Annotated in this window: 21 protein-coding genes and 1 tRNA gene; 14 read left to right on the top strand and 8 right to left on the bottom strand. The window is 67.3% G+C overall.

What is annotated here, in order from left to right; genetic code table 11:
• Positions 1 to 74: 74 nt before the first annotated feature.
• Complete coding sequence (locus tag ATE62_RS14380; RefSeq protein WP_058807859.1) at positions 75 to 1,244, bottom strand: MFS transporter; 1,170 nt, start codon at positions 1,242 to 1,244, stop codon at positions 75 to 77.
• A 105-nt stretch (positions 1,245 to 1,349) separates the two neighbouring features.
• Between ATE62_RS14380 and ATE62_RS14375 the strand changes: the two genes are divergently transcribed.
• Positions 1,350 to 2,249 carry a LysR family transcriptional regulator gene (locus ATE62_RS14375; protein WP_058807860.1) on the top strand — a complete coding sequence of 300 codons (900 nt, stop codon included), beginning with the start codon at positions 1,350 to 1,352 and terminating at the stop codon, positions 2,247 to 2,249.
• Positions 2,249 to 2,926 carry a DUF6445 family protein gene (locus ATE62_RS14370; RefSeq protein ID WP_058807861.1) on the top strand — a complete coding sequence of 226 codons (678 nt, stop codon included), beginning with the start codon at positions 2,249 to 2,251 and terminating at the stop codon, positions 2,924 to 2,926. The genes ATE62_RS14375 and ATE62_RS14370 overlap by 1 nt, the downstream gene beginning before the upstream one ends.
• A 154-nt stretch (positions 2,927 to 3,080) precedes the next feature.
• On the opposite strand, the gene ATE62_RS14365 is transcribed toward ATE62_RS14370, so the two are convergent.
• Positions 3,081 to 4,160 (bottom strand): hypothetical protein, encoded by a 1,080-nt coding sequence (locus tag ATE62_RS14365; protein ID WP_156420521.1) that lies wholly within the window; start codon positions 4,158 to 4,160, stop codon positions 3,081 to 3,083.
• Between the two features lie 23 nt (positions 4,161 to 4,183).
• Positions 4,184 to 5,425, bottom strand: a complete 1,242-nt coding sequence (locus ATE62_RS14360; protein ID WP_058807863.1) for a caspase family protein — start codon at positions 5,423 to 5,425, stop codon at positions 4,184 to 4,186.
• A 282-nt stretch (positions 5,426 to 5,707) separates the two neighbouring features.
• Between ATE62_RS14360 and ATE62_RS14355 the strand changes: the two genes are divergently transcribed.
• The 8 genes from ATE62_RS14355 to ATE62_RS14320 all read left to right on the top strand — a co-directional run bounded on the left by ATE62_RS14355 (position 5,708) and on the right by ATE62_RS14320 (position 11,945).
• Positions 5,708 to 6,055, top strand: coding sequence for a hypothetical protein (locus tag ATE62_RS14355; RefSeq protein ID WP_058807864.1), 348 nt, complete (start codon positions 5,708 to 5,710; stop codon positions 6,053 to 6,055).
• A 335-nt stretch (positions 6,056 to 6,390) separates the two neighbouring features.
• Complete coding sequence (locus ATE62_RS14350; RefSeq protein ID WP_058807865.1) at positions 6,391 to 7,311, top strand: hypothetical protein; 921 nt, start codon at positions 6,391 to 6,393, stop codon at positions 7,309 to 7,311.
• Positions 7,308 to 7,853, top strand: coding sequence for a hypothetical protein (locus ATE62_RS14345; RefSeq protein WP_058807866.1), 546 nt, complete (start codon positions 7,308 to 7,310; stop codon positions 7,851 to 7,853). The genes ATE62_RS14350 and ATE62_RS14345 overlap by 4 nt, the downstream gene beginning before the upstream one ends.
• A gap of 3 nt (positions 7,854 to 7,856) precedes the next feature.
• Positions 7,857 to 8,978, top strand: a complete 1,122-nt coding sequence (locus ATE62_RS14340) for a sel1 repeat family protein (protein WP_058807867.1) — start codon at positions 7,857 to 7,859, stop codon at positions 8,976 to 8,978.
• Positions 8,975 to 9,418 carry a DUF4384 domain-containing protein gene (locus ATE62_RS14335; protein WP_058807868.1) on the top strand — a complete coding sequence of 148 codons (444 nt, stop codon included), beginning with the start codon at positions 8,975 to 8,977 and terminating at the stop codon, positions 9,416 to 9,418. The genes ATE62_RS14340 and ATE62_RS14335 overlap by 4 nt, the downstream gene beginning before the upstream one ends.
• A 127-nt stretch (positions 9,419 to 9,545) precedes the next feature.
• Positions 9,546 to 10,028, top strand: coding sequence for a hypothetical protein (locus ATE62_RS14330; RefSeq protein WP_058807869.1), 483 nt, complete (start codon positions 9,546 to 9,548; stop codon positions 10,026 to 10,028).
• 11 nt (positions 10,029 to 10,039) lie between these two features.
• A complete protein-coding gene (locus ATE62_RS14325; RefSeq protein ID WP_058807870.1) occupies positions 10,040 to 10,498 on the top strand; it encodes a hypothetical protein in 459 nt (152 codons plus the stop codon).
• A gap of 4 nt (positions 10,499 to 10,502) precedes the next feature.
• A complete protein-coding gene (locus ATE62_RS14320; RefSeq protein WP_058807871.1) occupies positions 10,503 to 11,945 on the top strand; it encodes a DUF4384 domain-containing protein in 1,443 nt (480 codons plus the stop codon).
• Positions 11,946 to 11,951: 6 nt separating this feature from the next.
• Here ATE62_RS14320 and ATE62_RS14315 read toward each other — a convergent pair whose 3' ends face one another.
• A complete protein-coding gene (locus ATE62_RS14315; RefSeq protein ID WP_058807872.1) occupies positions 11,952 to 12,560 on the bottom strand; it encodes an OmpA family protein in 609 nt (202 codons plus the stop codon).
• Positions 12,561 to 12,779: 219 nt separating this feature from the next.
• Positions 12,780 to 12,856, bottom strand: a tRNA-Arg gene (locus ATE62_RS14310).
• A gap of 71 nt (positions 12,857 to 12,927) precedes the next feature.
• On the opposite strand from ATE62_RS14310, the gene ATE62_RS14305 reads away from it, so the two are divergent.
• On the top strand, positions 12,928 to 13,668 hold the full coding sequence (locus ATE62_RS14305) for a queuosine precursor transporter (protein ID WP_058807873.1): 741 nt from the start codon (positions 12,928 to 12,930) through the stop codon (positions 13,666 to 13,668).
• Positions 13,669 to 13,672: 4 nt separating this feature from the next.
• Positions 13,673 to 14,047, top strand: a complete 375-nt coding sequence (locus tag ATE62_RS14300) for a hypothetical protein (protein ID WP_058807874.1) — start codon at positions 13,673 to 13,675, stop codon at positions 14,045 to 14,047.
• Here ATE62_RS14300 and purQ read toward each other — a convergent pair.
• The 3 genes from purQ to ATE62_RS14285 form a co-directional block, all read right to left on the bottom strand.
• Positions 14,009 to 14,674 carry a phosphoribosylformylglycinamidine synthase subunit PurQ gene (purQ, locus tag ATE62_RS14295; protein ID WP_058807875.1) on the bottom strand — a complete coding sequence of 222 codons (666 nt, stop codon included), beginning with the start codon at positions 14,672 to 14,674 and terminating at the stop codon, positions 14,009 to 14,011. The two genes, ATE62_RS14300 and purQ, sit on opposite strands and share 39 nt — an antisense overlap.
• A gap of 14 nt (positions 14,675 to 14,688) precedes the next feature.
• A complete protein-coding gene (purS, locus tag ATE62_RS14290; RefSeq protein WP_058807876.1) occupies positions 14,689 to 14,919 on the bottom strand; it encodes a phosphoribosylformylglycinamidine synthase subunit PurS in 231 nt (76 codons plus the stop codon).
• Between the two features lie 132 nt (positions 14,920 to 15,051).
• The gene (locus ATE62_RS14285) at positions 15,052 to 15,369 is read right to left on the bottom strand and encodes a hypothetical protein (RefSeq protein WP_058807877.1); all 318 of its coding nucleotides are present in this window, start codon (positions 15,367 to 15,369) and stop codon (positions 15,052 to 15,054) included.
• A 196-nt stretch (positions 15,370 to 15,565) separates the two neighbouring features.
• Between ATE62_RS14285 and ATE62_RS14280 the strand changes: the two genes are divergently transcribed.
• A complete protein-coding gene (locus ATE62_RS14280; protein WP_058807878.1) occupies positions 15,566 to 15,739 on the top strand; it encodes a (2Fe-2S)-binding protein in 174 nt (57 codons plus the stop codon).
• Between the two features lie 101 nt (positions 15,740 to 15,840).
• Positions 15,841 to 16,323 carry a bacterioferritin gene (gene bfr / locus ATE62_RS14275; RefSeq protein WP_058807879.1) on the top strand — a complete coding sequence of 161 codons (483 nt, stop codon included), beginning with the start codon at positions 15,841 to 15,843 and terminating at the stop codon, positions 16,321 to 16,323.
• Positions 16,324 to 16,459: the final 136 nt, after the last annotated feature.

Raw genomic sequence — 16,459 nt, 5'->3', positions numbered from 1 at the left:
TGGAGGCTCCCCCTAGCCATATATGTTGCAGTGCGGAAAGTGAAAAACTCCGGCGCTTTGATCGAAAATTCCGATCAGGCGCAAAGCGTCGCCGCCGGCGCTTTATTTCGCGTTGCCAGCACGATGGAGAGTCCGGCGAGGGCCATCGCCGCTCCCGTCACCGACACGACGGGATAGTCGAAGCCGAGCCCGATCACCGCACCGCCCGCCGCCGCGCCGATCGCATTGCCGAAGTTGAAGGCACCGATATTGACCGCCGAGGCGAGGTTGGGGGCGTCGGACGCCGCCTCCATCACGCGCATCTGGAGCGGCGGCACGATCGCGAAGGTCGCGACGCCCCAGACGAAGATGGTGAGCGGCGCGGCGAGCGGCGAGGCCATGGTGAGCGCGAAGACCAGGAGCGTCGCAGCGAGCGCTGTGAGCGAGACGATCAGCGTGCGGTCGATCGAGCGGTCGGCGAAGACCCCGCCGAGCCAGTTGCCGAGCGTCAGGCCGAGCCCGTAGATGACGAGCATCGCGGTCACATAGAGCGTGCCCGCCCCTGTCGCGTCGCGCAGGATCGGCGCGATATAGGTGAAGACGGTGAACATCGCCGCCGAGCCGATCGCGGTCAGCGCGAGCGCGACCAGCACGGTGCCGCGGCGCAGCACGCCGAGTTCGGCGAGCATGTCGCCGCCCGCCATGTCGCTGAGGTCGGGGAGCGCGAAGCGCAGCGCCGCCATGGTGACGAGCCCCCAGATGGCGATCGCGCCGAAGGCGGTGCGCCAGCCGAAACTTTCGCCGATCCACGGCGCTAGCGGCACCCCGACGACATTGGCGAGAGTCAGCCCCATGAACATCGCCGCGACCGCACTCGCGCGCTTTTCGGGCGGCACGATGCTCGCCGCGACGACCGACCCGACCCCGAAAAAGAAAAAGGCGCCATGGTTGAGCGAAGTGATGACGCGCGCGACCATCAGCGTCGTATAATCGGGGGCGATCGCCGACAGGAAATTGCCCAGCGTGAAGATGCCCATCAGCAGGATGAGCAAAGTGCGCCGGTTCATCCGCGCGGTGGTGAGCGTCATCAGCGGCGCGCCGAGCAGCACGCCGAGCGCATAGGCCGAGACGAGCAGCCCCGCGGCGGGGATCGACACGCCGAGCCCCGCGGCCATGTCGGGGAGCAGTCCCATTGGCGCAAATTCGGTGATGCCGATGCCGAACGCCCCGGTGGCGAGCGCGAGAAGCGGAAAATTGACCTTCATGACCCTGTGTCCTGCCCTTGTTTGACGCAAGGCGCACAAATGGAGCCGCTGGCGCTCGCTGTTTAGAGCTTGATCGCGCCAAAGATTTGTGCGTCTAACGCAAAGATGGACCGAAGCCGCGCCAACCGCACCGGCGAGATGGAAATCTTTGCCACCGCCATCGAACAGGGCAGCTTTTCGGCTGCCGCGCGCCTGCTCGGCCTTTCGCCCTCGGCGATCAGCCGCGCGGTGTCGGCGATCGAGGCGCGGCTCGGGGTGCGGCTGCTGCTGCGGTCGACGCGCGCGCTAACGCTGACCGCCGAGGGCGAAGCCTATCTGCGCGCGGCGCGGCGCATCCTGTCCGACCTCCGCGATGCCGAACAGGCGATCGCCGACCAAGGCGCGCCGCGCGGACGCCTGCGCGTCAGCGCCTCTCAAGCGCACGGACGGCTGGCCGTCGTGCCGCTGATCGGCGACTTCGTCGCGCTCTATCCGCATATCCTGGTCGACATCAGCCTTGCCGACCGGATCGTCGATGTCGCGGGCGGACAGGCCGATGTCGCGATCCGCTTCGGCCCGCTCGCCGACAGTCCGCTCACCGCGCGCAAGCTGGGCGAGAACCGCCGCATCATCGTCGCCGCCCCCGCCTATCTCGAACGCCATGGCACGCCGCGCGTGCCCGAGGATCTGCACGCGCATAATTGCCTGAACTTCAACTTTCGCCGCGCCGAACCGGTGTGGCCGTTCCGCGACGGCGCGCGCGACTATGCGCTGGCGGTGCAGGGCAATATCGAGGCGAATAATGGCGAGACGCTGGGGCAGCTCGCCGCCATGGGCGTCGGCATCGCGCGCGTCGGCACCTTCAGCGTCGCCGAGGAAATGGCGCGCGGCGCGCTGGTGCCGATCCTCGAGGACTATAATCCCGGCGATGTCGAGGCGGTGCATGCGGTCTTTGCGGGCGGAGCGAACACGCCGGCGCGCGTGCGCGTCTTCGTCGACTTCCTCGCCGAACGGCTGACGCACTGATGGCGACGGCGCCTCCCCGCATCGCGGCGATCGGCGACGAGGCGCAGCCGCTTTGCATGCTCGACGATTTTGCGCCCGACCCCGGCGCGCTGCGCGATTTCGCCGCGGCGGCGGCGTTCGAGGCCGCGCTCCACCATTATCCGGGCGTCCGCGCCGCGCTGCCCGAGGGCTATTTCGCGGCGCGGCTGCCGGCGATCGCCGCGGCCGTGGCGCAGGCTTTCGGGCGCAGCGGACCGGTCGAGGTGATCGACGCGAGCTTTTCGATCGTCTGCACCCCCGCGGAGGCGCTATCGATGCCGCAGCGGCTGCCGCATGTCGACGCCTTCACCCCCGACCGCATCGCGCTGGTCCATTATCTGTCGGCAGACCATGACGGCACCGCCTTCTTCCGTCACCGGTCGACGGGGTTCGAGACCGTCGACGAGGCGCGCCGCGACCTCTATTTCCGCCAGCTCGACACCGAGCTGCGCTACGCCGGGCCGCCCGCGCCGGGCTATGTCGCGGGCGATACCGTGCAGTTCGAGTGCATTCATGTGGCCGAGGCGCGCTTCAACCGCGCCCTGCTCTATCGCAGCAGCAACCTCCACAGCGGCGCCATTTCGCCCGGTGCGGCATTGCCCGCGAACCCGCGCGACGGGCGGCTGACGGTAACGGCATTCTTGTCGGTCGGGGCCTAGGCCGGAGGCGATTCAGCACGGTCCGAATGCCGAAAGAAAGGGTGCCGATCCCCGCTCGGCACCTTGCGCACGCCCGCCCCTCTCCCGCTGGTCAGCTCGGCCCTCAAAAAGACGAAGTGAGCCGGACGCCATGGGCGCACCATATGGCGCCAGATCAGGGTGCGAGCGAGCGATCGCGGCCGACCGCGGCCTTGGTCCTCAAAAAGGCGTCGGAGATCAGCTTGTTGGGCTTGGTCAGCAGCTGGTCCGCCTTGGCGTAATAGGCGAGCGCCGCGCCCGGCTCTTCGGGCAGCAACACTTCCTGGCACGCCCCCATATTGTAGAGCACCGAGATATTGTTCTGGTTGTGCGGCTGGGCGTAGAGCGTCTCGAACAGGGCGCAGGTTCGATCGAGCCGGCCGGCGCCGGCAAAGGCGAGCGCGCCGGCGAATTGTTCGTTCTCGGCCTTCGAGAATTTCCCGACCTTGTCCATGAAGGTCACCGTCACCGACCGGTTGTAAGGGGCGATATCGAGGCGGATCTTCTCCGCCGCCTCGGCGCGCAGCGCGCCCAGCAATCCGTCGGGCGACGAGATTTCGGGCTTCATCTCGCCATCCTTCTTCTTGCCGCCGAAAAGGCCGCCGAACACGTCGCCCAGGCTGGCGTTGCTCTGTAGCTGGCCTTCGCAAATCGTATATTCGCCCTGCGCCGATGCGGTCTGCGAATAGACGACCTGGCCGTTGCTGACCCGCATCGCGCGCGGGGTCACCGTATATTGGCCGACCACCTTGGAGCAGGGGATCTTGCGCGTCGTCTGCCGTTTGCATTTCAGGAAACCGCTGCTTTCGGCGCAGACGGTCTCCTCGCGGTTGAAGTTGGTGGTGGTGATCGATGCCGCGCTGACCGTGCCGGTGAACACGATCTTCACCCCCAGTTTTTCGCCCTGGCGGATCGCCTGCGCCACTTCGGCGCGCGAAATGTCGGTCCCCGACCGGTAGTTCATGCTGTCGAGCGTCTTGACGACGAAGAGGCTGCGGCCGTCGAGCTGCGCCGACTGCAGCACGCCCGCCAGCGTCGAGGCGAAGATATCGCCGTCCTTGCCGTTGAAATTCAGCACGGCGATCGATTCCTGGTCGGAAATGCCTCCGAACTTGGGCTCGAAGCGCGCTTCATAGGTCGCCGTCTTCTGGGCAAGCGCGGGCACCGCCGCACCGCATGCCGCGACCAGCCCCAGCCCCATCGCGACTCCTCGCATCACCGCCACTCGAACTTCTCCCCCTATTTGCGCAAGATGACGATCGACGTCGACGGCCCCCGCTTGACCAAAAGCTTGATGCGACCCTGCGCGCCCATCGCGCCCGAAAGCTGCGAGGCGGGCGCCACGGAACGATCCGGGCTCGCGCTGTTGATGCTCATGATGATGTCGCCCGGGAACAATTGCCCCGATGCGATCCCGCGCGGATCGACGGCGTCGACCGCAATCCCGTCGCCTCCCGCGCCACGAACATGGATGCCCAGCTCGGCGACGGCCTCGGCCTGGGCAAAAAGGCCCGGCGCGGCTGCGGGGGCGCCGAAATCGGACAGGCGCGCGCGCGCCAGTTCCTCGAACCGCCCGCCGGCATAGCGGCTGATATAGGAGTCGCAGGGTCCGCGCGTCGCGCCGGTCTTGCACAGGTCCCAGGCTTCGGTCTCCATATCCACGACCCGCGCCGCGGGCGCCGAGCCCGGTTTCGGCGGGACGAAATAAAATTCCTGACCCGACAGCGAGCCATATTGGAAAGGCTCCTGCTCGCCCGAGGTTTCCTGCAGCACATCGTCGCGCACCTTGCGGAAGACGAAGCTGATCTCGAGCCCCGGCTCGATCAGGCGGCGCGCCAGCGCGCGGGCGAAGGGGCTGTTGCCCGACGTGCCGTCGGCCGCGGTCTTTCCCGCCTTTGCGGCATAGACGACCAGGCTTTCGCCGACCGGCTCGACCGCCGCCAGTCCGCGCGACACGGCGCGGGTGCCGCCCAGCGATCGGACCATCTTGGCATCGAAGGGATTGTTGCGGCACGCGTCGAGAATCACGATGCGCAGCCGCCGCGTATTCTCGACCATCTGCATCAGCGTGTCGAGCTTGACCGCTTCCATCTCGGCATCGCGGTCGCGCGCGAGCCGGGCATCGACCGGGATCAGATAGTTGGTGTTGTTCAGTTCCATGCCGTGACCGGCGTAGTAGATCAGCGCGACATCGGCCTGGTCGGCGAGCAGGCTGAAGTTGCGCAGCGCGCCTTCCATCTGCGCGCGCGTCGCATCCTGCACCACCGCGACGTTGCTGAAGCCGACCGCGGTGAGGGCATTTTTGATCAGATTGGCATCGGCGGGCGGATTGCTGAGCGCGGTCGCCTGCTCGTAGCGCGAATTGGCGATGATCAGGGCGACATTCTTCGGCTGCGCGGCCGCGGGCGTCGCGGACAGGGCGAGAATCGCGGCGGGCACCGCAAGAAAAAACAAAATAATGACGCGCAGGCGGCTGAGCATCTGCCGGAATCCCCCTTGAACCGGATACCCGTCGACAAGTTTTCGTGACCCCGCGAATCCTATATGGCGCGCGGCGCTTCTCCGCAATCGCGATCGTTCCGATTATACACCGTTTCGAATGGCATAGCGGAGCTCGCACGGCGCACGGGCGCCGTATCCAGCCGCGCTCCGGATACCCGCCGGGCGGTGCGCGCGAAAAAATTTTCGCACTTTGCGCACACCCCCTGCGCCGCCCACCCGATGACAGGACAGAGGCATCCCGCCTCCCACCGGAGAGACATCATGACCATCATTCGCAACGCAACCGCCGCCCTCGCCCTCGTCGCCGCTTCGGTCGCCTTCGCGGCTCCCGCCCACGCTCAGGCGGCCGCCGCCTCGGGTCAGTCGCGCCAGGCGTCGACCGACATCGCCGGCAACGTCAACATCAAGGCCAAGAGCAATGTTCAGGTCGCGGTCGCCACCGGCGACGGGGCTCGGGCGCGCGCCGATCAGGCGACGATCTTCGAGGATACCCGCATCGGCGGCAATGTCGACATTGACGCCAAGAGCAACGTTCAGGTCGCGGTCGCCACCGGCAAGGGTGCCATCGCCTCGGCGACGCAGGCCTCGATCGGCGCTCCCAAATATTGACCGGTTCGGGACAGCCTCCGGCCTCGCGGCCGGGGGCTGTCTTTGTTTCGGTGGCCCATCCGGCTCAACATTCGCAAAAGACATCCTAAAGACGCCGTATGAAGATGGCGCGACGGATGTCGGGGCCGCCAATGGACCGCCTCCCACCGGAAGCACCGATATCGGTATGCCGGCGACCAATTCAGCCCACAGGAAACAGGTTTTGACGGTCGACACCAGTGTGGGCGCTCCGCGCTGTAAATAGCGGAACCTGCACACGCCGGATAATATGAGAAATTTTTCGTTGAGATCGAAAGGGTGCCTCGATAGCTATTCGACGCAATCGGGGGAATAGCATGGGGCAGCTCGGACCGGACGATCGCTATTGGCTCGAGTCCAACTGGACCATTTCGAGCCGATCGATCCTCGGCATAGTGACGCCACTCGTCGACGAGGTCGTCGATTCGATCGGGCGCGACGGGAAGCCGGACGAGGCGCTTTGGACGCGCTTCGTCGACCGGGCCGCGCGCGCGCTCGACAGGACCCGCGCGGCGCTTGCCGCCAACGAAGGGCGCCGCGCCGGCGCCGCGCCCCCGCGCAGCACGATGTATGCCGCCGCGATCAGCCTTTTTGGAGATGCCGAACCGATGCGCGACGAACTGGTCAGAGCCGGCGAACGGCTGACGGGCCCCGACGGCCCGGCGGTCGTCTGGGGCTGCCTGCGCAGCGGCCTCTATCGCATGCGGCTGCGCGCCTCGTCCGACGTCGAGAATCGCGCCAAGACCTGGCGGCGCCTGCAGCCGATCCTCGCTCTGCTGCGTAACGAGCACGGCTGGGACGATCATCGCGACGATCCCCGCGAACGCTATTCGAAAGCGGTTTGCGAAGCCGTCGCCGACCATGTCCGCGATCATTTCCCGGCCGACAAGAATCTGCCGCGCGAGCCCGACACGGTGAGGGCCTATTTCGTGCAATTCTGCGACGATTATTACGAACCCGAAGATGTGTTCGATGTCGGCGCAGCCGATGTCGAGATGCTGCCCGATTTCCAGCGCGGGCTCGCCTATCTCAACGAATGCCGCGGCGAACTGCCCGAACCGCATGGCGAAATCTATGCCGTGTCGCTGCATCGCGGCGACACCACCGTCTCGGCCTTTTGCCTGAAGATCGGGATGAGCCGCCGCAAATTCCACCATATCCGCGAAAAGGCCGAGGCGCTGCTCAGCGATTGCGTGCTCGGCAAGCTGCGTGCGCGGATGCTGGAGGCGGCGCGATGAAGATTTCCGAAGCGCAGGCGCTCGCCGAGATATTGAACCGCCAGCATGAGACGCTCGAAGAGGCCGAAATCGCCGAGCTGGAGCCGCGGCTTGCGGACTATGCGCGCGGCGCCCCATGGCGCGACGACGATGCGGCGCGCGTCTGGGCCTCGCCCTCGGCGCGGCGCGCCTATCTGGGCGCGCGGCGCGCGGTGCTCGCCGAACTGGAAATGCGTTGGGCCGATCGCCGCTTCGATCGCAGCTTCGTACGCATGGCGGCCGACGACGGCGATCCCGACGAACTGGTGCTCGGCGAAGCCGGGGTGACGGTCCGCATCGTGCGCGCGCCGGGATCGGGCGACTGGCTGGTCAGCGTCGCGCTGTCGCCCGACGCGCTGGCGCTGATCCCCGCCGGGACGGGCGTCCGCATTGCGGATTCGGGCGGCGTCACCTGGTTGTCGGGGCTTCCCGACCGCGACGGCGGCGTCGACGCCTTCTGGGACCGCGACGAATCGCCGATGACGCGGCTCAGGACACACAGCCTCACGCTGGGGTTCGTCTAGGTCATGGCGGGCGGCGTCGTCGAAATCCGGTTTCCCGTCGTGATCCTGGGTGAGGCGATCCTGACCGCCGTGCGCGCCGAGCCGATGCCGACGCTCGACGGGCAGGAGCGCTTCGCGGTCGGCCACCAGCATCCCGACGCGCTCGACATGCTGGCCGACGCGCGCGCAGGGGAGCCCGATGCCCGCCGCCTCGACGGCGTGATGATCCGTTTTCTGCGCCGCGATTTTTCGGGCCGCTCCTTCGGGCTCGCACTCGCACTCGCCGACAAAGGCGCGCGCCATGCGCCGCCCGCGGCCCCGGTCATCGCCACCGGCAGCATCGCGCCGGGCGGGCGCGGCACGATCGAGCCGATCGACGCATTCGAGGCCAAGGTCCGGCACATCCTTCGCGCGCTCGAACAGGCGCCGCCCGCAACCCCGCCGGTCTTCGCCTTTGCGAAGCGCAACCTGGACGCGGCGGACGAGGCGACGCGCGCGGCCCTGACCGCGGCGGCGCAGGCGGGACGCATCGTGCTGCGCCCGGCCGAGCGGATCGACGATCTTGCCGATTTGTGGACGGCCGCCGCCGATCGGGCGCCACAAAAATGGTCGGCGCGCAGAATGGCGCTCGCCGCCGCCGGGGCGTTGCTGCTCGTCGTCGCGGCCGGCTATGGCTGGTCGATGCTGCGCGCCGCGCCGCTGCGCGATTGCGAAGCCGCCCTTCGGGCGCTCGACGCACCCGGCGCGGCGGACGAACCCGCGGGAATCGCGGCGGCGGTCGAGCGCTGCGGGGCCGCGGCGCGCGCGCGGCCCGATTCGGGGCGAATCCTGTTTCTGACCGGCCAGGCGCATGCACTCAACGGGGGCGCGCGCCTCGCCTCCGCCTATTGGCGCCGCGCGGCGCTCGCCGGCGATCCCGACGGGCTGGCGGCGCACGGCCGCGACCTGTGGCTGTCGGGACCCGGCGATCCCGCCTCGATGAAAATCGCACTGGGTTTTTTGGAGCGGGCAGGCGAAAAGGGATCGGTGGCGGCGGTGGAGGACATGGCTCAAATCCATCGCGAGGGGATCGGCGTCGCCGCCGACCCGCGCCGGGCCGACGACCTGCTGCGGCGCGCGGCGGATATGCGGGGGGATGAAGAATGATGCGCTGGTCGGCCTTGCCTGTTTGTGCGCTGCTCGCTGCATCGGGCAGCGCCGCGGCACCCGACGCGATCGGCCTGTCGGTGGCGCTCGACCGACCCGCGGGCGTCTATGCCCTCAAAGACCGGGTCCACCTCGACATATCGGTCGCGCGCGCGGCGGCCGTCCGCGTGTGGCTGCGCGATCCCGCGGGCGACACCAGTCCGGTCATCCCGGCAACCGAAACGGGCGAGCCGCTTCGGCTGCGCGCGGGCGAGCGCGTCCGGTTGCCGCGCGGCGGCGCGGGCTTTCGCATCACGCCGCCGGCCGGCCGCTACGAATTTCTCGTGGTCGCGACGGGCGATGCGGGCGGCGACCGCTCGCTGCTCGACGCGGGCTCGCGCCTTGCCGGCCAGGCCGTCCGCGAACAGCGTACGATCCGCTTCACGGTCGAAAAAATATGACGATGACCCGGGGGAAAATCCGCACAGGGCGTGAAATGCCCACCCGAAGAACGGTAGAGGGCACCGCACCGGTCGCCTGTGCAGGAGACGATCGATGAAAAATCGGGCTTTTTGGCTTGCGGGGAGCTTGCTCGCGACGACCGCCCTCGCCGCGGCCGCCCATGCCCAGGCGGCGCGGGTCAGCGGCGATGTCAGGCTTTCGTCGAACGTGTCGCAAAGCGTCGCGATCGCCGCCGGGCCGGGATCGCAGGCGCGCATCGAATCGGCCAATGTGCGCGAGGGCGCGACGGTCGACGGGTCGGCGACCGAAAGCGCCAGCGGCAATGTCCGCGTTGCGCTCGCGGCCGGCGCGGGGTCGCGCGCCTCGATCAGCGAGGCGACGGTGTGCGGCGACGTGCATGGCGATGTGCGGCTTCACAGCCGCATCGGAACCGCGGCCGCCATTTCGCTGCTGCCCGGCAGCAGCGCCCGGATCAGCGCCGCGACGGCGGGGCCGGGACGCCAGGGCAGCGCACGCTCGCTGGTGTCGGTCGGCACCGTCGTGGCGGTCGATTTCATTCCCTGGGCATCGTCGAACATCGTTCTCGGTTCGACGCGGCGCGGCTGTTGAGGAGAAGCATCATGCGGCATTCGGTCATCGGCTTCATCCTCGCGATCGGGCTGGTCACGCCCCATGTGGCCCAGGCGCAGGCGGCGGCGCTGGCGGCGCCGCGCAATCCCGTGCGGGTTCGCGTTCCCGACGTGCAGCCCCCGCGCGCGAAGGAGGTCGACCTCGGCACCGAGGCCTCGGGCGCGCCGATCGAAATCGCGAACACGACGCAGATGCTCCACACGATGGCGGGGCCCGACGTGTCGTTCGTCCCGCAATTCGTCCGCTGCGACCCGCGCACGCTGCCGCGCGGCGACGAGGATAATGACCCGCGGTCCCAGCCGCGACCCGATACGCTCGCACTGGGCCAGGAGGGCCAGATCGTCCTCGCCGACACGATCTATTTCGTCGGCACCAGCAATGGCGAGCAATGCCCCGCGATAGGAAAGACGAGCAAGCTTCCCCCGCATCTGCTCGACATGGTGCGCTGACCCGATGACGATCGTACACCGCACGCTCGGAACGCTTGTCGCCGCGGCGATGCTCATTCCGTCGGCCGCGGCGCAAAAGCGTCCGAGTCCGGGCCGGCCGTCCAATGTTCCGGTCAATGCCCAGAGCGCGTTCGATCCCGCGCTCTCGTGCATGGACGAACTCTTGTCGCGCAGCAGCAGCGCGGGTTCGGGCTTCTACCTGATTCCGGCGGGAATCGACGATCCCGACGGCAAGGGCGGCTTTACGCGCGACATGATCATCGGCGCGGCGACCAAGATGTCGCAGCGCAGCCATTTTTTTACGATCGCCTTCGATCCCGACAACTTGCCGGAAAACAGGAAGGGGGGGTTTCTGCGAACCGCGGGATCGCTGACCGGGCTCGACCAGCAGGTCAGCACGAAGGACGGCGGCGGCGGCCTGTCGATCGCATCGGTCATCGGCGCCAATGCGACGAACCGGACCGGTATCTCGAACCTGACGGTGTCCTTCTATCTGCTCGATGCCAACCAGAAGCTCATCGACGGCACGTTCAGTTCCGCGACCCTGACGCTCGAATCGAAGAGCAAGGCGCGGCTGGTGAGCGGCGCGCTCAGCTTTCTCGGCGGCTCGCTGTCGATGAGCAGCAGCGAGACCGATGGTTTGCATGCGGGGGTCAAGGCGCTGATCGACCTCGCGATGATCCAGGCGGTCGGTTCCTTCATCCAGGTGCCCTATGCCCAGTGCCTCGCGGCGGTCGGTTCGGCCGACACGCGCGCCGCGCTCTGGGACGAATATCGGAAGATGAAGCCCCCGGCGCAGCGCGAGGCGATCGTCGCGGCGATGGTGCGTCGCGGCCTGGCCCCGGCCAATCCCACCCCGGTGCAGTTGCGGCAAGCGATCGCGGCGTTCGAACGCAGCCAGGGGCTACCCCCTTCGGGCGAAATTCGCTTCGAACTGTTCGAAAAGCTCCATCAGATAGAGGCCACCCCGGCGCCGATGAACCGGCCCGCGACGGGCCGGCCCGCGGTGCATGTCGCGGGCGCTCCCGGTCCGTTCCGCTACAACACGGGCGACCTGCCGCGCGTGGCCGCGACCGACAAGCTGGCCTTCCAGGTTACGGTCGCCGAACCCGCTTATGTCGCCTGCTATTATGCCGACGCCGACGGCAAGGTCACCCGGCTCTTTCCCAATCCCGGGCGGCCGGCGTACCGTCTCGCACCGGGGGAAGTGCTGCGCATGCCGGGCGACCAGGATCCCTATGTGATCCGTGGCCAAACGCGCGGTGTGACCGAATGGGTGACCTGCCTTGCCGCCAGCGACGATTTCCTGCCGCGCATCGCACATGCCGTACCCGACGCGGCCTTCACCCCGCTCGAACGCTTCGACGGGCCGGATGCGCTGATCGAGGCCGCGACCAAGGCAGCCCCCGACTTATCGGTCGATACGCTGACCTATATTGTCGAATAAGGCCGATCAGAAACAGATGTCGACGCGGCGGTTCTGAAATCCCGTCGGGTCGCCGGGGTCCGCCAGGACGCTGGATCCCATGCCCCGGGCCCGGACGCGGCCGGGACCAACCCCGGCGGCGATCAGGCGGCGGGCGACGGCTTCGGCGCGCCGCTGCGACAGCGGCAGATTGACTCGGTCACCCCCGCTTGTGTCGGTGTGGCCGCGTATGATCAGCGACAGATGGGCCAGGTCGGGGGTGGTCAGCGCGCGCGCCAATTCGCTCAGCGTGGCCGAGGTCTCGCGATCGTCGGCGATTCGGGCCGATCCCAGTTCGAACAGGATTCCGTGAAAATTGGCGGCGGCGGTGCAGGTTTCCGCGCTCGGCGCGGGTCGCGGCGGCGGAGCGGGCACGGCCTTGGGCGGCGGCGCGATATGTTCGGGCTTGCGCCCGCTATCGACGCCATTCTCGAAGGAAAAAGTGCGGGTGGCACCCGGCGCCTGCCGTGGTGCGGCTGCCTCGCTCCCGACCGTCGCGCGAATCCTTTCGGCCAGTTCTTCGGCGCTATATTCCTGCGCGGCCCCGGCCGAAGGCAGCGCAAGTAAAAGAGCACAAATAATAGCCCGCCTTTTCATGACACCCCCATATTGTCCGCCGCTCGCACGACCATGTTATTCGGATACCCCCATCGACCGCCACAAAAAAGAAGTTGGCGGACGCCGTATGAACAGCCAGCCGGATTCTGCTCTCGAGCTCCCGCGTCGGACAAATTTGCGAAGCGCGGATCGCCGCTTGACATCAATGATCGCGTTTCGAAATTTTCGCACCTGCCGAAATGGCAAAACGCGAAAGTCTGGCGCGCCCGGCAGGATTCGAACCTGCGACCACCCGCTTAGAAGGCGGGTGCTCTATCCAGCTGAGCTACGGGCGCGTGCACGAGGCTGTGGATCGCGCGAATAGCGTGGTTTGCGTGAGGATCAAAGCGCGTTAAGCAGCGGTTCGATGACCGAGCCCGCAGCGACCCCAATCCGCACCAGTGCCGCCGCCGTGCGGCATTTCCGCTATTACGACCTGCTGATGGCGGCCTTCGTCGCGATCCTGCTCCTCAGCAACATCATCGGCGCGTCGAAACCCAGCTATATCGTGCTGCCGAACGGCGCCGAATGGGCGTTCGGCGCCGGCGTGCTCTTCTTCCCGATCAGCTACATCATCGGCGATGTCCTGACCGAGGTCTATGGCTATGCGCGCGCGCGGCGCGTGATCTGGACGGGGTTCGCGGCGCTCGCGTTCATGGCGTTCATGGCGTGGGTCGTCGTATCGCTGCCCCCCGCCAAGGGCTGGCCCGGGCAAGAAAGCTACGAGTTCGTCTTCGGCAACAGCTGGCGCATCGTGATCGCGTCGATGCTCGCGTTCTGGGTCGGCGAATTCGCCAACAGCTATGTCCTCGCACGGATGAAGATCTGGACGGCGGGGCGCCACCTGTGGATGCGGACGATTGGCTCCACGGTCATTGGCCAAGGACTCGACAGCTTAATTTTCTACCCGCTAGCCTTTTACGGGCTTGCCGGATGGCCACCGGAGCAGTTGTACGAGGTTGTGTTGTTCCAATGGCTCTTCAAGACCGCGTGGGAAATTGCACTGACCCCGGTCACCTATGTGGTCGTCGGTGCGCTGAAACGCCGCGAGGGCGTCGACGTCTTCGACGAGGGCACCGACTTCACGCCCTTCAAGGCGAAGGTGTGACCGCGTGACCGACGAGGCGACGCTCCTCTATCAGCAGCTCAAGCTGGTGCTGATCGACGGCAGCGGGCTCAGCAAGGATGCGCTGCACATCTACGCCGGCATGGCGGTCTATCTGCTAATGCGGCTGGGGCTCCGGCGCCCGGCCTGGCTGGCATGGATCGCGGTCGTCGCCGCGGCGCTGGCCGGCGAATGGCTCGATATCGAGGGCGAATATCTGCGCGGGCGGCTCGCGCCCGACACCGCGCACTGGCACGACATCTGGAACACCTGCCTGTGGCCGAGCGTGCTCGTTATCGTCGAGCGCTGGTGGCCGCAGCGGACGGCGGCCGAGCCGCTGCCGTCAGGCGAGGACGCCGAGCGCGGCCTCGAACAGGCGTAGCCCGTCGGTGCCGCCGTGCGCGCGGTCGATCGCGCGTTCGGGGTGCGGCATCATGCCGAGCACATTGCCGGCATCGTTGAGCACGCCCGCGATGCCCCGCGCCGAGCCGTTGACGCTGTCGGCGTAGCGGAAGGCGACGCGCCCCTCGCCCTCGAGCCGGTCGAGCGTCGCGGCGTCGGCGAAATAATTGCCGTCGTGGTGCGCGACCGGAATGTCGATCGCCTCGCCCGCCTGATAGCCCGCGGTGAACAGCGACTGGCTGTTCTCGACCGTCAGCGGCACGGTGCGGCAGACGAAGTTGAGCCCCGCGTTGCGCATCAGCGCGCCTGGGAGCAGCTGCGCCTCGGTCAGCACCTGGAAGCCGTTGCAGACGCCGAGCACGGGCACGCCGCGCGCCGCCGCCTCGGTCACCGCGGTCAGGATCGGCGACCGCGCCGCCATCGCACCCGAGCGGAGGTAATCGCCATAGGAGAAGCCGCCGGGAAGCGCGATGAAGTCGATGCCCGCGGGAAGTTCGCTCTCGCGGTGCCACACCATCGCGGGCGCCTGGCCGGTGACCGTTTCGAGCGCGACCGCCATGTCGCGGTCGCAGTTGGAGCCGGGAAAGACGATGACGGCGGTCTTCATGGCTCTGTTTCCCTTCAGGCGCGCTGGATGCGGTAGTTTTCGATCACCGTGTTCGCGAGCAGCTTGGCGCACATCGCGTCGAGATCGGCGTCGCTCGTGTCGTCGGCGACCTCGAGCTCGATGAAGCGGCCCGCGCGCACGTCGCTGACGCCGCCGAAGCCGAGGCCTTCCAACGCATGATGGATCGCCTTGCCCTGCGGGTCGAGCACCCCGGGCTTGAGCGTCACATAGACCTGGACTTTCATGGGGTGCGCCTTTGGTTGCTTGGGGGGCGGAAATGATGCGCGCGCCTATGCCCGCGAACGCCGCGAGGGGCAAGCGAAAGCTCCCACCGCGATGCGCAATTTGCATGTCGGGCGCGCGGGTCGCCCGAGACGTCACCCGCGACGCGCGCGGACGCTCAGCCAGGGATCCCCGGGGCGGCCGGTGCAGCGAAGCATGTCTTCGACGATCCAGCCGGCATCGGCCAGCACGGCGCGCAGCGCGGGCTCGCACCAATAGGTTTCGGTGTAACGCAGCGCCCCGTCGACCGACACATGCTCGCCGTCGCCCGCGCGCACCCGGCCCGCGCCGCCGAGCGCCGCCACGAACATGTCGATCTCCGCTGCTACCCATAAGGGCATCGCGGCGGCTTCGGCGGCATAGTCCACCGCGGCCCGGTCATCGGCGCGCACGGTGTCGCGGTCGGTGCTCATCCGTTGCTCCTTCGCTCGGGACATAGCCGAGTTTCGATCGGACGTCGCGGCGCGCGAATCGGCGCGGATCGACCATGGCATCCGGAAGCACCCGGTCCCTCGCGAGCACCTGTTCGGAATGCGAACCAGTCGCAACTTTCCTGTTGCGAGTCCGTCGCACTATCCCTACATCGGCGTTGTTGAGAAGGATTCGCACATGGTCGTCTGTGTCTGCAACGCAATAAGGGAGAGCCAGCTGCGCGACGTCGCGCGGAATGGCGAAGTGCGGTGCGCGAAGGCGGCCTATGCGCAACTGGGTCGCAAACCCAAGTGCGGCCAGTGCCTGCCATTCGCTCGCAATATCATCAGCGACGTCGCCGCGACCGCCTGATTTTTCTCGGTTTTCCGCCATTTTTGACCTTGGCCTGAAGGGGTCTGGGGCGGTATGATGCGCCCATCCCACTCCCGAGACAAAATGACAGGACTGACATCATGAAGGGCGACGAAAAGGTCATCGATTTCCTCAACGAGGCGCTCAAGAACGAGCTGACCGCGATCAACCAGTACTGGCTGCACTATCGCATGCTCGACAATTGGGGCGTCGCGAAGCTCGCGCATTTCGAGCGTGAGGAATCGATCGACGAGATGAAGCACGCCGACAAGCTGGCCGACCGCATTCTCTTCCTCGGCGGCCTGCCCAATTTCCAGATGCTCGGCCGCCTGCGCGTCGGCGAAACGGTCGAGGAGATCCTGAAGGCCGACCTCGCGCTCGAGGAAGAGGCGATCCCGCTGCTGAAGGATGCGATCGCGCATTCGGAAAGCGTGCGCGACTATGTCAGCCGCGACCTGTTCGCCGACATCCTCGAGAGCGAGGAACATCATGTCGACGAGCTCGAGAAGCAGTTCGAGATGATCGAGCGCATGGGGCTGCAGAATTATATCCAGCTCCAGTCGAAGCCGGTCAGCGACGACTGAGAATTGCGCGGGCCATGCAAGGCCGCCCAAACGGACGAATATCGGGAGGCGCCTTCGGGCGCCTCTTTTTTTGCGATTGCGTTGATTGCAGGCTGGGGCGCGCCGGCGGTTTTGGGGTGGGGGGGGACAACTTAAT

The sequence above is a fragment of the Sphingopyxis sp. HIX genome (assembly GCF_001468285.1).
Classification (GTDB): Bacteria; Pseudomonadota; Alphaproteobacteria; order Sphingomonadales; family Sphingomonadaceae; genus Sphingopyxis.
Note: the sequence above shows the minus strand (reverse complement) of the source record. Positions and strands in the feature narration are given on the sequence as shown.

Excerpts from the sequence above, each read along its gene's own strand:
- ATE62_RS14305 (WP_058807873.1), top strand. The coding sequence starts at position 12,928 with ATGACCGAGCCCGCAGCGACCCCAATCCGCACCAGTGCCGCCGCCGTG.
- ATE62_RS14315 (WP_058807872.1), bottom strand. The coding sequence starts at position 12,560 with ATGAAAAGGCGGGCTATTATTTGTGCTCTTTTACTTGCGCTGCCTTCG.
- purQ (WP_058807875.1), bottom strand. The coding sequence starts at position 14,674 with ATGAAGACCGCCGTCATCGTCTTTCCCGGCTCCAACTGCGACCGCGAC.
- ATE62_RS14280 (WP_058807878.1), top strand. The coding sequence starts at position 15,566 with ATGGTCGTCTGTGTCTGCAACGCAATAAGGGAGAGCCAGCTGCGCGAC.
- ATE62_RS14375 (WP_058807860.1), top strand. The coding sequence starts at position 1,350 with ATGGACCGAAGCCGCGCCAACCGCACCGGCGAGATGGAAATCTTTGCC.
- ATE62_RS14355 (WP_058807864.1), top strand. The coding sequence starts at position 5,708 with ATGACCATCATTCGCAACGCAACCGCCGCCCTCGCCCTCGTCGCCGCT.
- ATE62_RS14325 (WP_058807870.1), top strand. The coding sequence starts at position 10,040 with ATGCGGCATTCGGTCATCGGCTTCATCCTCGCGATCGGGCTGGTCACG.
- ATE62_RS14360 (WP_058807863.1), bottom strand. The coding sequence starts at position 5,425 with ATGCTCAGCCGCCTGCGCGTCATTATTTTGTTTTTTCTTGCGGTGCCC.
- ATE62_RS14335 (WP_058807868.1), top strand. The coding sequence starts at position 8,975 with ATGATGCGCTGGTCGGCCTTGCCTGTTTGTGCGCTGCTCGCTGCATCG.
- ATE62_RS14365 (WP_156420521.1), bottom strand. The coding sequence starts at position 4,160 with ATGCGAGGAGTCGCGATGGGGCTGGGGCTGGTCGCGGCATGCGGTGCG.
- ATE62_RS14345 (WP_058807866.1), top strand. The coding sequence starts at position 7,308 with ATGAAGATTTCCGAAGCGCAGGCGCTCGCCGAGATATTGAACCGCCAG.
- bfr (WP_058807879.1), top strand. The coding sequence starts at position 15,841 with ATGAAGGGCGACGAAAAGGTCATCGATTTCCTCAACGAGGCGCTCAAG.
- ATE62_RS14370 (WP_058807861.1), top strand. The coding sequence starts at position 2,249 with ATGGCGACGGCGCCTCCCCGCATCGCGGCGATCGGCGACGAGGCGCAG.
- ATE62_RS14285 (WP_058807877.1), bottom strand. The coding sequence starts at position 15,369 with ATGAGCACCGACCGCGACACCGTGCGCGCCGATGACCGGGCCGCGGTG.
- ATE62_RS14340 (WP_058807867.1), top strand. The coding sequence starts at position 7,857 with ATGGCGGGCGGCGTCGTCGAAATCCGGTTTCCCGTCGTGATCCTGGGT.
- ATE62_RS14350 (WP_058807865.1), top strand. The coding sequence starts at position 6,391 with ATGGGGCAGCTCGGACCGGACGATCGCTATTGGCTCGAGTCCAACTGG.
- purS (WP_058807876.1), bottom strand. The coding sequence starts at position 14,919 with ATGAAAGTCCAGGTCTATGTGACGCTCAAGCCCGGGGTGCTCGACCCG.
- ATE62_RS14320 (WP_058807871.1), top strand. The coding sequence starts at position 10,503 with ATGACGATCGTACACCGCACGCTCGGAACGCTTGTCGCCGCGGCGATG.
- ATE62_RS14380 (WP_058807859.1), bottom strand. The coding sequence starts at position 1,244 with ATGAAGGTCAATTTTCCGCTTCTCGCGCTCGCCACCGGGGCGTTCGGC.